General features: G+C 37.1%; 14 protein-coding genes. 6 read left to right on the top strand and 8 right to left on the bottom strand.

Annotated elements, in window-relative coordinates:
- Positions 1-43 precede the first annotated feature (43 nt).
- A complete protein-coding gene (locus tag G4Y78_RS09200; protein WP_163836424.1) occupies positions 44-643 on the top strand; it encodes a TonB-dependent receptor domain-containing protein in 600 nt (199 codons plus the stop codon).
- A 307-nt stretch (positions 644-950) separates the two neighbouring features.
- Here G4Y78_RS09200 and G4Y78_RS09190 read toward each other — a convergent pair whose 3' ends face one another.
- Positions 951-1,496 (bottom strand): hypothetical protein, encoded by a 546-nt coding sequence (locus tag G4Y78_RS09190; RefSeq protein WP_163832741.1) that lies wholly within the window; start codon positions 1,494-1,496, stop codon positions 951-953.
- Positions 1,497-1,940: 444 nt separating this feature from the next.
- Here G4Y78_RS09190 and G4Y78_RS09185 point away from each other — a divergent pair, with 444 nt between their 5' ends.
- Positions 1,941-2,297 carry a hypothetical protein gene (locus G4Y78_RS09185; RefSeq protein WP_163832740.1) on the top strand — a complete coding sequence of 119 codons (357 nt, stop codon included), beginning with the start codon at positions 1,941-1,943 and terminating at the stop codon, positions 2,295-2,297.
- Between the two features lie 314 nt (positions 2,298-2,611).
- Here the strand turns inward: G4Y78_RS09185 and G4Y78_RS09180 are convergent, their stop codons facing one another.
- The gene (locus G4Y78_RS09180) at positions 2,612-3,169 is read right to left on the bottom strand and encodes a TetR/AcrR family transcriptional regulator (RefSeq protein ID WP_163832739.1); all 558 of its coding nucleotides are present in this window, start codon (positions 3,167-3,169) and stop codon (positions 2,612-2,614) included.
- A 763-nt stretch (positions 3,170-3,932) separates the two neighbouring features.
- On the opposite strand from G4Y78_RS09180, the gene G4Y78_RS09175 reads away from it, so the two are divergent.
- Both G4Y78_RS09175 and G4Y78_RS09170 read left to right on the top strand, forming a co-directional pair.
- The gene (locus tag G4Y78_RS09175) at positions 3,933-4,868 is read left to right on the top strand and encodes a formylglycine-generating enzyme family protein (RefSeq protein WP_268935067.1); all 936 of its coding nucleotides are present in this window, start codon (positions 3,933-3,935) and stop codon (positions 4,866-4,868) included.
- 2 nt (positions 4,869-4,870) lie between these two features.
- Positions 4,871-5,383, top strand: coding sequence for a carbapenem self-resistance protein CarG family protein (locus tag G4Y78_RS09170; protein ID WP_163832737.1), 513 nt, complete (start codon positions 4,871-4,873; stop codon positions 5,381-5,383).
- Between the two features lie 92 nt (positions 5,384-5,475).
- Here G4Y78_RS09170 and G4Y78_RS09165 read toward each other — a convergent pair.
- Positions 5,476-6,251, bottom strand: a protein-coding gene (locus G4Y78_RS09165) for an IS5 family transposase (protein ID WP_163832560.1) whose coding sequence is annotated in 2 segments (ribosomal slippage) — positions 5,476-5,936 and positions 5,936-6,251 — 777 coding nt in all. Because the reading frame shifts where the segments join, the coding sequence is not laid out codon by codon here.
- A gap of 55 nt (positions 6,252-6,306) precedes the next feature.
- Here G4Y78_RS09165 and G4Y78_RS09160 point away from each other — a divergent pair.
- Complete coding sequence (locus G4Y78_RS09160; protein WP_268935094.1) at positions 6,307-6,750, top strand: DUF3841 domain-containing protein; 444 nt, start codon at positions 6,307-6,309, stop codon at positions 6,748-6,750.
- Between the two features lie 24 nt (positions 6,751-6,774).
- Here G4Y78_RS09160 and G4Y78_RS09155 read toward each other — a convergent pair whose 3' ends face one another.
- Both G4Y78_RS09155 and G4Y78_RS09150 read right to left on the bottom strand, forming a co-directional pair.
- Positions 6,775-8,181, bottom strand: coding sequence for an MATE family efflux transporter (locus G4Y78_RS09155; RefSeq protein ID WP_230425721.1), 1,407 nt, complete (start codon positions 8,179-8,181; stop codon positions 6,775-6,777).
- 350 nt (positions 8,182-8,531) lie between these two features.
- Positions 8,532-8,924 (bottom strand): hypothetical protein, encoded by a 393-nt coding sequence (locus G4Y78_RS09150; protein ID WP_163832734.1) that lies wholly within the window; start codon positions 8,922-8,924, stop codon positions 8,532-8,534.
- Between the two features lie 434 nt (positions 8,925-9,358).
- Between G4Y78_RS09150 and G4Y78_RS09145 the strand changes: the two genes are divergently transcribed.
- A complete protein-coding gene (locus G4Y78_RS09145; protein WP_163832733.1) occupies positions 9,359-9,895 on the top strand; it encodes a GNAT family N-acetyltransferase in 537 nt (178 codons plus the stop codon).
- Between the two features lie 61 nt (positions 9,896-9,956).
- On the opposite strand, the gene purU is transcribed toward G4Y78_RS09145, so the two are convergent.
- The 3 genes from purU to G4Y78_RS09130 all read right to left on the bottom strand — a co-directional run bounded on the left by purU (position 9,957) and on the right by G4Y78_RS09130 (position 13,082).
- Complete coding sequence (purU, locus tag G4Y78_RS09140) at positions 9,957-10,811, bottom strand: formyltetrahydrofolate deformylase (protein ID WP_163832732.1); 855 nt, start codon at positions 10,809-10,811, stop codon at positions 9,957-9,959.
- 128 nt (positions 10,812-10,939) lie between these two features.
- Positions 10,940-12,382 carry an exodeoxyribonuclease I gene (gene sbcB / locus G4Y78_RS09135; RefSeq protein ID WP_163832731.1) on the bottom strand — a complete coding sequence of 481 codons (1,443 nt, stop codon included), beginning with the start codon at positions 12,380-12,382 and terminating at the stop codon, positions 10,940-10,942.
- 76 nt (positions 12,383-12,458) lie between these two features.
- Positions 12,459-13,082: a YigZ family protein gene (locus G4Y78_RS09130; RefSeq protein WP_163832730.1), complete on the bottom strand. Its 624-nt coding sequence runs from the start codon at positions 13,080-13,082 to the stop codon at positions 12,459-12,461.
- Between the last annotated feature and the right edge of the window lie 14 nt (positions 13,083-13,096).

The following is a 13,096-nucleotide window of genomic DNA, read 5'->3' as shown; positions in this document are numbered from 1 at the left end:
AAGAATTATTTATAGCTAATTAGCAGAATAAAATACACTAACTATTTCCTATAACTATAAACTAGTACACAAGAGCGCATTTCATGCTCAAGCCTATTATCAAGATTATGATAATATTTTTGGCTCGTTTATAGAAAACTCACCATTAGTCCGCAGCACTGATATGATAGGACAATCAACTATCACATCAAAAAAACAAGACTTACGATTTAACTTTAAGACCCCCATAGAAAAATTATTTTATACTCAAGGAGCATTGCTTGATTGGAGAGTTGATATATTGAAGGATAAAACCGGTCAAACATTACTTTCCGGCTCAATAGGAGGTGATACATGGACTCCCTATATGACAATGACCCAATACGCTCCCTTTGTACAATTTCAAAGTGATATAACCAAACAGCGCATTAGAACAGGATTGCGTAATGAGCACACCCAAATCAAGGTAGATGATTTCAATACCGTTTTTGGTGGTCATATTAATGATGGCAAAGTGACTTTCCAGGAAACCTCGTTCAATATTAGCTTAGTTTATAAATTAACCAACCATACTGAGATATTTGCTGGAGTATCTGAAGGCTATAATGTACCAGAAGTTGGAACGAATTCCACCACCCAAGGCAACAGCCTATGTGGAATATAAACCAACAGGAAACACCTTGATTATATTCCAAACCTTATACTCCGGTAAGCGAAACCGTTTTCCTGATGATGTTGGCAATGGTGAACAGTTTAAGGGTAAAGTAAAGTCATTTACTACATTTGATTTGCTAGGTCGATACCAACTTGACAATACAAACATTACTTTATCTATACATAACTTATTTAATAAAGACTATTTTACCGTTTTCTCACAGTCATCAAATCTAGATAGAAGAGTCATAAAGGCGCCTGGCCGAATGATAAGCCTTACTTTTAAAATAAACTACTAACCCTAAAAATCACAATTATTATTGATTAGTCTTAATCAAGCTCCTAAGAAGCTCTGTTAATTTTTTAGACTCATAACATCCCAGTTCAATATCAGCAACTTCATAAGCTGACCCCGCAGTAAGTATAAAGAGCTTATCAGTACATTTGTAATCTGCTTGTACCGTATAAAAGCTTACAGTTACCTTATACATATTATTTACTTCACTGACTTCTTCAATAAAGGTTTTATAAGCTAAGTCATGCGGCATGCTAGTAAAAAGTAATGTATCAACTAGATCAGGTTTCAGGTTTGGGTGTTGTTGAATAAACTGCTCTTGTTGAACTTTTGCATCAGTAAAAAGTTTTCTTAAGTCTTTACTTAAATATGGTTTTACTTCATCTCCGGAAGGTATCCCTACCCCAGTTAGTAATGTAGAGTCATAAAAATCACGAACAAACTTTTTTATAGTTGCGTCTGATGTTCCACATCCACTTAAAAACACTCCTAAAAAAAATAAATATGTTATATTCTTAACACAACCATTCATATTAAAATTAATCACTCTATTTAAACTCTCAGGCATTTTTTAACTACCAATCTATAGCTAATTATTCATACTAAAACTAGCTAATTACTACTCTACACTTATTTTTTATGTGTAGGCTATTTTCCATAGTTACACCTTATTAAATATTATTAAATATTATTAAATATTATTAAATATTATTAAATATTATTAAATACTAAATCATTCAACAAAAGTGGAATAAAATTCCTTATCAATAAATGTGTCATAAATGTAACACCTCAAATAGTGGTAAATATACTTATACAAACCCTAACACCAATAATTTTAGAACCTAGTCAACTAGTTAAAATTAATGACAATCGTTTACAGTAAGTATAACTCCTTATACTCTATTCCCCATATTGCCTGTAGTGTTACTCATGCGTAACATTTAAGAAAATGCTAAACTACTTGTTTTAACATTATTTAGTTTTTGAAAAAAGTGTATAGGATAGTTCGATGAAAAAGCAGTTAGCCGCTTTAATTACCTTTTTTACATTATTTTCTACATCTCTCAGTTATGCTGATGTTAAAATTACTGCAGATAAAACCAATTTTTCTGATTCTGATTGTTCAACCCAATATACTGGAAATGTAGAACTAAGAACTAAAAGAATCAAACAAATTACCAGTAAAAACTCAAAGAGACTGGATAAAGATAATATTAGATTCACTAATAATGTAAAAATTGAACTTGATAATGCAGTTATCACCACAGAAAATGCAACCTACACGACTCTTGATAACAGCATATTAATTACTATGGACTTAGCTACCATTTCAAACAGCTATGGCTGTAAAAATATACAAAAGTAAATTTTAATGATTCACAACTAACAACTGGCAATCATACAATAAAAGAAATAACGAAACACATTTCTAAAGAAAGATGGACTTACCAAAAAAGTGATTTCTTAAAAGTTATCATCTTTTATAAAGGCCGTATCGAGAGTATTGAGTTCGGCGGGCGAGTCAAGTAAAACTCCGTTGATTACATACAGCTATTTTACTCATTAACCAATGATATTGGGCAAGCAACACCCAATATCAGCTTTTCAAACAGTAGAGAGATACTTTAACAAGTATCCATATTTCACATGTCAAATATGATAAAATACCTTGAGTATAAATTACTCAACACCTTTTAGAACCGCATTCTTAAAACTATCCCAAGCTAATTTAGGTGCTTCTTTTTTTGTGATTGCACCATGATTCAAAGACTCCCAGGTTGCAATGATGATTGAATCTAATAGCTGTAGCACCCAAAGTACTGGAACACCCTTTCTAATTTGCTTGGATCTATTTAATGCTTCGATTATCCTTGTTAGCTTTCTATTTACATTCGCAAATCGACACTGAGTGGGGTCATGAGGGTGATGAGTATCTAAGTAGCTATGGTGAGTGATAATATGAAAGATATTACCAAATGATATACTTTCATGTAGGTAGTACTGCAACTGATCAGCTGGCAAGTCATGAGACTTGATTGCCTCATCAACCATCTGCTCATATTTTTCAAGTAAGTAGACTTCAATACAAGCCAACAAGTTTTGTCGGTTACTAAAGTATCGGTTTATCGTCATACGGCTCACACCTGCTGACATTGCAATGCTTGCCATAGAGGCGTTGGGGTCATGAGATAACTCTCTAACTCCAGCTTCTATAATGTTTTGACGTGTATCACTCATTTTATATGTAGACACCAATGTTACAATGGCGTATCATACTCGTTAGACTAAGACTGCATATCGCCATTGTTTATTTTAAAACCAGCTCTTTAATATTAGCTGTTGTGTTACGCTGCTGGTTCATCACCAATGTCAAAACCAGCAAAACAGTACATTCTTTTGCCAAGCCCGAATATTTCATCAAAACACATTGTTTTGGGCTAGTGCCTGCTAGAAATTAGAACATATCTTTATTGTTTAACTTTCATACACAGATAAAATCATCAAGCTTTCAAAACAGCGAATTTTAAACCTAATATCACTTGCTTTAAAGAGACCCCTCTCACCTTATATTAGCTTTAACTTCAATATGCTTAAATTTTATACATAATTTCAGTTGCCAGATACTCTATATCTTATTCTGGAATTAATATATTCCCTTTAATTATATATCTTGTATAATATTTCTTTCTCTACAAACCTTAACCAATAAAACTAAGAACATAAGTATTTTTACTATGTAGCAATCAATGTTACAAAAAAGTAACATAAAGTAACTCTCAATATTTATAAATAAAAGATTCCTATTTATCATGGGTTGTACAAGTTATATGTAAGAACACTTCAATTATTGGTTAAGTCCGTGTGAAAAATTAAAACCCAATTTAGTAGATATTGCGAATGTACTGCATCAACCAGTGAAAATTAATAAAAAAAGTCATTACTCCATATAATAGAAGAGCTAATGTATAGAAAGTCAATACGCATTTTTGGAAATACTTAAGTGATTACTCATTTTTACCTAGCAAAAAAAAATATCGTTATAAAAACACTTTCTATTCTCGTTTTCTTAGCAACGTCCCCACAGGGCTATGCTGATCCAATAAAAAGATCCGTCCTTATTAAGGACAGCAATCCATCCCTTAAGTTTGAAGAAGCATTGGTTTCCGAACGTAGTTATTATGTTGGAGACCTTTTTGGAAAACTAAATTATGAAAAGATAGCCAGTGTCTCTCCCAAAGCGTACTGGATAATGACCACTGAGGTAACCTACAACTTATATCAATCAATATACGACTGGGCCATTCAACACAGTTACCAGCTTACTGATGGGTGTAACGGCTGGAAAGAATACTCATGCCTAGAAGAAACAACAAACTCTCTTCAACACCCAGTCACACTGATATCATGGATGGATGCTATTGTGTGGGCTAATGCCTTAAGTGAGAGATTAGGCTTACAACCAGTCTATAAAACCAATACAGGCAAAATAATCAAGAGTGTAGAAAGTTCAAAAATCGACATTGTCGTGAGCAACACTAACGGCTTCCGCCTTCCTACTTTAATTGAGTGGCATATCGCCGCTAGAGGTGGCAATCCAGCCCTTCTACAGGACACTTATGGCACATTACACTCAGGTAGCAATAGCCAAAACCTGGTTGCATGGGATGAAGAAAGTTCACAGTTGCAAGGTACAACAACAGTCAAACAGCTAAATCCAAATGAGCTAGGCTTGTATGATATGTCAGGTAATGTTTCCGAATGGATTTATGATAGCTATATAAGTGAAGAACAGCTTATAGCTGGCGTTTTCAATAAAATGCATTATTTTTGCGGAGAAAGCTGGAAAAATAGCAAAGGCCTTAATTTAGCTTACTGCAATATACACTCTCGGCACTATCGATTAGATGATATTGGTTTCAGACTCGTAAGGAACTAATTTTGTTTAACAAATTTTTTATCACCTTATTATGCAGCTATTGTTTGATTGGCTATTGTGACAATCAAATCAAATTAAAATCAGGCCCTAACTACATTGACTTCAATAATGATGGACTTCAGGATATTATATTCAAAGGTCTATATGACAATAGTACATCACACCCAGATACCACTTATACATTTTACCTAAAAAGCAAAGACAGCAGTTTTGTGCATATCCCTATTGGTGAGAATATAGAAGATATTACCTTTTGGGATGAAAAAGTATCAGGTTTAGGATATCTTTTTAGGGACTTAAGAGTTTTTAAAATAAAAAATAAAACTGTTGTTGTAATAGCTACCAAAAGCCAATTGAGCAACTTTGATAAGTCAGCCGTCACATTAATTTACTACCATTTGGTAAAAAGCCCTGAAGGGCCAGGTCAAATTCCGTTCCGTTGGCTTGAATATAAGTCGATAAAAACTCAACAACAGTATAAGTCTGTTGAATCTGCTTTTAATGAAGTCAAATAAGTAAGCTGTTTGTAATGAAATTGTGGAGTTTCCAACATACTAAAGTAGCTGAACACTTAACATATAAAAATACCTACTATGTCGCCCCCAAACTAGGGCCTGTTAACACTAATTAGTTTGTCGACGATAAGTGCAAAGTGAATAAAAAAGCGAAAAACAGTGTCTAATTTTTCAAATCGAGAGAATATACGTCTAAAGCCTTTTAGCCTACGAAATAAGCGTTCAACTTCATTACGTTTCTTGTACATTTCACGATCATACTTCCAAGGTGATAACCGATTACTTTTTGGCGGAACCACAGGCTCCATATTTAAATCAAATACGAGTTGCCTGGTTTCGTCACCTTCGTAGGCTTTATCCATAATGACGTGCGCACCTTCCCAGCCACAGTTTTCAAGCCTCTTTAATAGCTTTCTACCTTCCGGTGCATCACCTGCTTGACCTGGAGATAATGAAAAAGTGACCGCCGTTTGATCATCTGCTGCTACCAGGTGAATTTTAGTTGACCATCCTCCTCTTGATTTACCAATCGCTTGTGGACCGTTTTTTTTAACGCGCCTGTACCATCAGGATGAACTTGTATGATTGTGCTATCGAGCGACACAAGATCAACCTGGATATTGATGACATCAGCTTCTTGTAATACAGAAAAAACATCATCTAAAACACCTTTTTTGGCCCATCGATTAACGCGTGTATAAATGCTGTGCCAGTTGCCAAAATATTTCGGTAACCCTCGCCACTTACACCCATGCTCGGCAACATAGAGAACGGCGTTGAGTACTTGTATATTCGATAGTTTTACATTGCCGCGCTGAACAGGCAGCAAGTGTTCGATCATTTTAAATTGTTGTGTTGTAATCTCCATGAGCCTATTGTAACAACATTAGTGTTAACAGGCCCTAGTAGAGCCTGATTGGTTAATAGCCTATCAGTGGATGAGCAAGAGAATGCAAGACAGAAATATTAATATTGGTAACCATCTTCCCATTTGGCTGTGGGCTTTTCAACCCACTTTTGCAACACTTTATGAGTTGGTTTCAGAACACCAGTTTTCCCAAGGTATTTGCTTAATAGAAGTTGATGTTCCTAGAGAACAGGCCACTTTTTCCTGTTATCAACAATGGAATATATTCCTGGACTATTGCATTGAAAATAAAAGAGTTCCCATAATTGATAATAAATATAGGAAAATGTTCACCTCGTTTCATAGCCTACAACACAATGGTATTCAAGTAACTTTGCCATGCCTAAGACGAGAATGGATTAGCCAGGTTAAAGATTTAACTGAATATAGAAGGTCTGATAAATGGAGCGAAAATAACAGTTTAATTCTAAACCACAACTCAACTCGTGAATTAATCTAAAGAGTACCTTAGGGCCTGTTGGCCCTAGTAACTATCCGTTTTTTTGACCAGCTGATTAACTTGAGCACAACTTGATGACAGGGGATTAAGCTCAGAGCTAAGATCAGTATCAATTTCAGATACTTGGTTTTGTTCCGTGCAGTCGAGTTGCTTTTGATCCACCAAATAATAGGCAAGGTAAATGGCGATTAACGTAAAAAACATACCCCCAATAGCCTGGCCAAGAAGTACTCCTTCAGCGCCATAAAGTTTGGCTCCTAACCAGATAAAAGGCACAGTTCCAAGCGTGGCTTTCCCCCAGCTCATAATAGTGGAGAAAGTTGGTTTACCAAGATTATTAAAGGAAGCATTCGCTACAAATAAAATTCCATTGAAAATAAAAGTAATGGCTACAAAATGACTGAAAAAGCGTACCAGATCACCCGCTTCACCTATTAGTTTAAAAGCATCAATCACTTGGTTATTAACCAGAAAAAATAATAGACTCACTACACTAATATAACCGATACAAAACAAAATAGCTTTGTTCAAGCTTTCCCTAACACGATCAAGTCGACCTGCGCCAAAGTTCTGGCCCACGATAGGTGCCACAGCACCTGAGAGCGCAAAAATGACACCAAACAAAACCGGAATGAGTCGCCCAATAACAGCATAGCCAGCTACCACATCATCATTAAACTCAGCCATTGCTTTGGTCACAAAGGCGTTGCTGGTAGGGGTAGCAATATTAGTGAGTATTGCAGGAATCGCAATGGCATTAATACTACGTAAGTCTTGAAAGTAACGCTTGGGATGAAAACTTGAATACAGCTTATGGTGTTTTACAATTGCCCAACAAGCAATAGCTAACATGGTGACACGGGCAAACACAGATGAAATCGCAGCGCCCTCTACTCCAAGATCAAACGTGAAGATAAAAATAGGATCTAATATTGCGTTAACCAATCCACCCATTATGGTTGAATACATGGCACGCTTACCATCACCAACAGCGCGAAGACCTGCACCAAGGCACATGGCAAGTGCTAGAAACGGTAGTGAAGGGATTAAAATATTCAGGTAGCTCACAGCCAGTGCATGAGTTTTGCCTTGAGCGCCGAGTAACGATAGCAGTTCAGGAATAAAAAGCCACACAACACCAGCCACCAAACTTGAGAAAACCAACGCGGTCGCACACACATGTACCATCAAGCGCTCAGCTTTACTGCGTTCATTGGCTCCTATTGCCTTTGATATCAGTGCAACAGATGAAATAGAAAGCCCAATACCAAAAGACGTTGTAAAAAATGCAACGGTACCTGCATAACCCACCGCAGCAGCTAACTCTACAGTACCCAGCATACTTAGAAAGAACATATCCAGCAGGTCCACCAGAAAAAGAGCTGTAATACCAGCAGCACTAGTGAAGCTCATCGCCAATATATGTGGCATGAGGGGACCGGATACAAATCTGGGGCTATTCATTTTTTTGGCTCTGAGGCAAAAGTTGTTTAGTTTCCAAAGCGTCCATATTAAGGCACCATTAACTTGCTAAAGTTTAGAACAGCTCAAACACTGTCTTGCAGTTAATCAATGGCCAGCACATTATACCGCTAAGATTACATACTTAATCAAGAACATAGCAAGCTCATGCCGTATAGTCAGAAAGGTCGAATGAAATGATAGCTTAAGTAAAATGCCTGTAATACAGGCATTTCAAGATGTGATGTATAATTATTACGAAGTGTTTTCCCATAAAACAAGAAAATAAATATTTTTTAGTTAGCACAAAGTTAGTTAATTTATTGCTCCTCCTTAAAAGATAACCGAAATTCTTGAGTCATTTGATGGCCTTTTATAGCAGGGACAGCAATCGCATTAATCAATAGTTGCCCTAACATTATCAATGTTGCTGTTGCTAATGCATCAAGAAACCAAGCAACCACAATACCTACTTTGCCCATGTAAACAGGCATAGATGCCAGCTCTGGAATAGTCTGAATACCCGTTACTCCGTGTAAAACTAAACTGATCCAAAACCCAAAACAGTAAGGGCAGCGCCAAGCCTCATATAGATAAGCAAGCGGTTTAGGTAGATGTTCTATAATCCAATTGAACCACCCTCCCCAATCAGGTAATTTTTCCCAAAGCAAAATGTAAATAGCTAACCCCATAAGCGCTACAGTAAAATTCATGCCTGCTTCCCGAATAGTTACAAAAATTCTATATAAGTGGTATATCCTAATATGCAGTGTATCCTGCTTGAAAACCCTAACTAAAAGTTACATCAATGTAACACATCAACATTTTCAGTCAATGATCAAGATTTAATATTTTTAAATTTACTAGTTTTAAAGGTAAGTATTTGTACATATTTTATTTTTAAAGTATTGAAGTCATACGTTACAATGGAGTAACATAATCATTGAATCAAAAGGTAGTTTTCATGAAGATTAATAAAACTCTTTTTTCGTTTGGTTTAGTATTGAGTACTATCCTATTTGCTATATTTTTCATTGGTTATATCACTTTTCATTGGCTAATGCTCGGTATAGTTTATAATTAACTTACGAATTGAACTAACCGAATAAGCTAAAATAGTTAAATTTAATTGATATAAATTACTAAAATGGCAACTAACAGCTATTATTTCGAGACAATTAGATTACTGGTGAGAGAATGGCACTCAATTGATAAAACCGAGTGCAAACAAAATAACCTAGTGAATATTGTTCAGCAAATTCTTACTTCAGCTGTCACACATTCGCTTCCTGCTGATTGGCAAAATATTTGTACAGATGAACATGCAAAAAACTGGATCCAAGCACGAGATAACGAGGGAGTAACTTTGCTGATCATTGAAAAACAGTTAAAAATGCCAATTGGATTATTAATCTTGGCTCAAGACGAAACAAATACCAATGGTATAGAATTAAGAATTGGTTATTTACTAGAAGAGTCTGCTTGGGGTAAAGGGTTTGCAAGTGAACTCATTAAAGGACTTATATCTTGGAGCGAAGAAAATAAAGTTTCGTTATTAACGGCTGGAGTTGAGAAGGAGAATCTAGCATCACAACGGATACTAGAAAAAAACGGCTTCTCTTGTTCATTACAAACAGAAGCAACAGATACTATTATTTTTCAGCGCACTATAGAGCATCTCTAATATTTTACTGCCTCTACCCTTTTTTACTGAAAGTAGAGGTACTCAAACCAACCAATTACTTTTAAACAAAAACCACCGTTTTATTTTTGTGAATAATAACCCGGTCTTCTATATGATAACGCAAACCAAGAGCTAAAGCGGTTTTTTCACAATCTTTACCCAGCCTGACCATATCTTCAACCTTGTCACGATGGCTTACTCGAACAATATCCTGTTCAATAATGGGCCCTGCATCTAATTCTTCAGTTACATAGTGACAAGTGGCACCAATTAATTTCACCCCCCGCTGATGGGCTTGATGATAAGGTTTTGCACCTATAAAAGAAGGTAAAAAACTGTGGTGAATATTAATAATTTTACCAGCATATTGCTCGCATAGCTGGGGGGGCAAAATTTGCATATAGCGAGCTAATACAATGGCATCAGCATCATGCTCTGTTATTAGCTCCATCACCCGAGAAAAGGATTTCTCTTTATTCTCTTTATCAATTGGCACATGAAAAAAAGGAATACCATGCCACTCGACGATACTACGCAAATCATTATGGTTTGATATGACACAAGGGATTTCACAATACAGATCGCCACTATGCCAGCGATGCAATAAATCAACCAAGCAATGAGCTTGTTTGCTGGCCATTAAAATTACCTTTTTAGGCGTTGCTGAGTCAGTAATTTGCCATTGCATATTAAACTCATTGGCAATAGGGGCAAACGCTGTTTTCAAGCCATCCAGATCAAACGGCAACGAATCAGCACAAATTTCATGGCGCATAAAAAACCAGTTGTATTCTGTGTCTGAGTGATGATTGGCTTCAGTAATCGAGCCGTTATAGGTGGCTAAAAAATTACTGACTTTGGCAACAATTCCTACCCGATCAGGGCAACCTATAACCAATCGATAACTACGTGACATACTTTCCTCATCCTAAACTGTTAGTGCAATTCATATTTAGGCACGTACAGTTTCCAATCAACAAATAACTAAAAGGGGATGAATTATATTACTTGACCTATCGGTTAAGCAATTGAGTTTTGAACAGCTTAAGTCTTCAAGGCCTTTTGCTTTTCATCCACGAATTGCTGTAACTGCCTTAGAATAGCCTGGTCCTGTGGATTTTGCTTTGTCGCCAATAATGATGCTATTAGTGCTTGCAACTCTGGCAAACAAATACTACCACCGCCCTCTTTTTTCATTAGTCGATGTTGGCACCAGCTCTGCCAGCGTTGCTGCTCTGATGAAGTGAGGATTTCAGGGTAGTTACGAGCCCGATAACGAAATAACATGGTATCTAATCGACTGTCCTGAAACTGGCCAGCCATTTCTTCCAACATATTGGGAGGTAATGTTTTTAGACGATTCATTTGGCCTCGATCATAAGGGCTGAAAAAGCCACCACTATATAACATCAGGTCAGGATCATTCGTTGCCGTTGCTGGCTGTTGATTAAAAACTTCACTGACTTTTTCTCTTAATCCCGCGGCAGCCATTAATGCTTGATGATGCTGTTTATACATGGCTAAATCAATTTGCCAGCGTTCTTGGTCTGCTGGTCGTAGCACATTTAAAGGGGCTATTACCGGACATTTATTGATATGAATGGTTTTTAGCGGTATGCGCGCTACACCATTTGGTAGCTGGTCAGCCGGGGTGAATAAGCGTTCGCGAACTTCTTCTACCGATAACGCTAAGAGCGGTGTTGGATCTACACTCAAGTCATAGACAATACGGCCATTTTTATTAGTTGGGTGCTCAGCTAATAGCATGACTATCGCCATACAACCCCGGCTAGGTGAGAACATACCAGAAATATGCACAAACGGATTGGTCGTATCTACATGTGCTTTCACCCTATTTTTATCTCGAACACCTAACATAAAGTCAAACAGTTTAGGCTGTTTTTCCCTTAATAATTTTGCTAAGGCAATAGTTGCCCTTACATCCGATAATGCATCATGGGCTTGGGTATGGGTAATACCATTAGCCTGGGTTAACTGCTCTAACTTAAAACTAGGTATGTTTTCCTCATTAGAGGGCCACTCGATACCTTCTGGCCTTAATGCATAAGCAGCTCGCATAACATCCAATAAATCCCAACGACTATTGCCGTTTTTCCATTCTCTGGCATAAGGATCAAAAAAATTGCGATACAACAAATGACGGGTAACTTCATCATCAAAGCGAATACTGTTATAACCTAGTACACAAGTATTCGGCTGGCTAAACAGCTGATAGATTTTATCTGCAAACTTAGCTTCTGGTATTCCATGCTGATAGGTAGTTTGTGGAGTAATTCCAGTAATTAAACAAGCCTCCGGGTTTGGTAGCTGGTCATCAGGCAATCGACAATAAAAATTATCAGGTGAACCTACTTCGTTGAAATCTTGGTCGGTACGAATACCCGCAAATTGTGCAGGCCAGTCTTTGGCTGGATCGGCACCAAACGTTTCAAAATCATACCAATAAAAAGTTGGGGCTTGTGGCATTGGCTACTCTTTAGACGATGTTATAGGTATCAGCTGAGTGCCCCATATTAAGTGAAGTTTTAGTGATTACTCAAATTTAAAGCCATTTTAACTGAGCTTGTCCCTTGCTTTTATTAATGACAGCCAGCTCTAACTGTTGTTTATTTTCTAAAGGTACTTTTGCAGTAATGGTTACTTGTTCAGTATATTGACTGTCAATAATAGAGCCTTGATACTCTTCCAGTATTACCTTCACAGTTGGCTCAAAGCTATAGTGACAGTTGATTACACCGGAAAGACAAGGCACTTTTAGCTTAGTAGACAGTTGCTCTAGGGCTGCTTGAGTCACCCCCGAGTAGGCACGCACCAATCCACCCGCCCCTAGCTTAACCCCACCAAAGTAACGCACCACCACTACAAGTACTTCACCTATTTTATGATGCTGTAACACATTAAGTATGGGCTTGCCTGCAGTACCTTGTGGCTCACCATCATCGCTAAATGCAATACTGGTCGCACCCTCAGGCGGTCCAGCAACATAAGCCCAGCAATGATGGCGCGCATCAGGGTAGCGAATTTTAATTTGCTCAATGGTTGCTAATGCTTGTTGGCGATCCTGAACATGTTCTATCAAAGCGATAAACCTACTGCGCTTGACTTCATGCTCTACAGTAATAGGCTGCGTAGGAATAGCATAGGTTGATTCCAACTGTTCAGACATAAAACAATATCACT

Origin of the sequence: Spartinivicinus ruber, from assembly GCF_011009015.1 — a bacterium.
In the GTDB taxonomy this organism is placed as follows: Bacteria; Pseudomonadota; Gammaproteobacteria; order Pseudomonadales; family Zooshikellaceae; genus Spartinivicinus; species Spartinivicinus ruber.
This window is presented reverse-complemented; position numbering and strand designations above follow the sequence as displayed.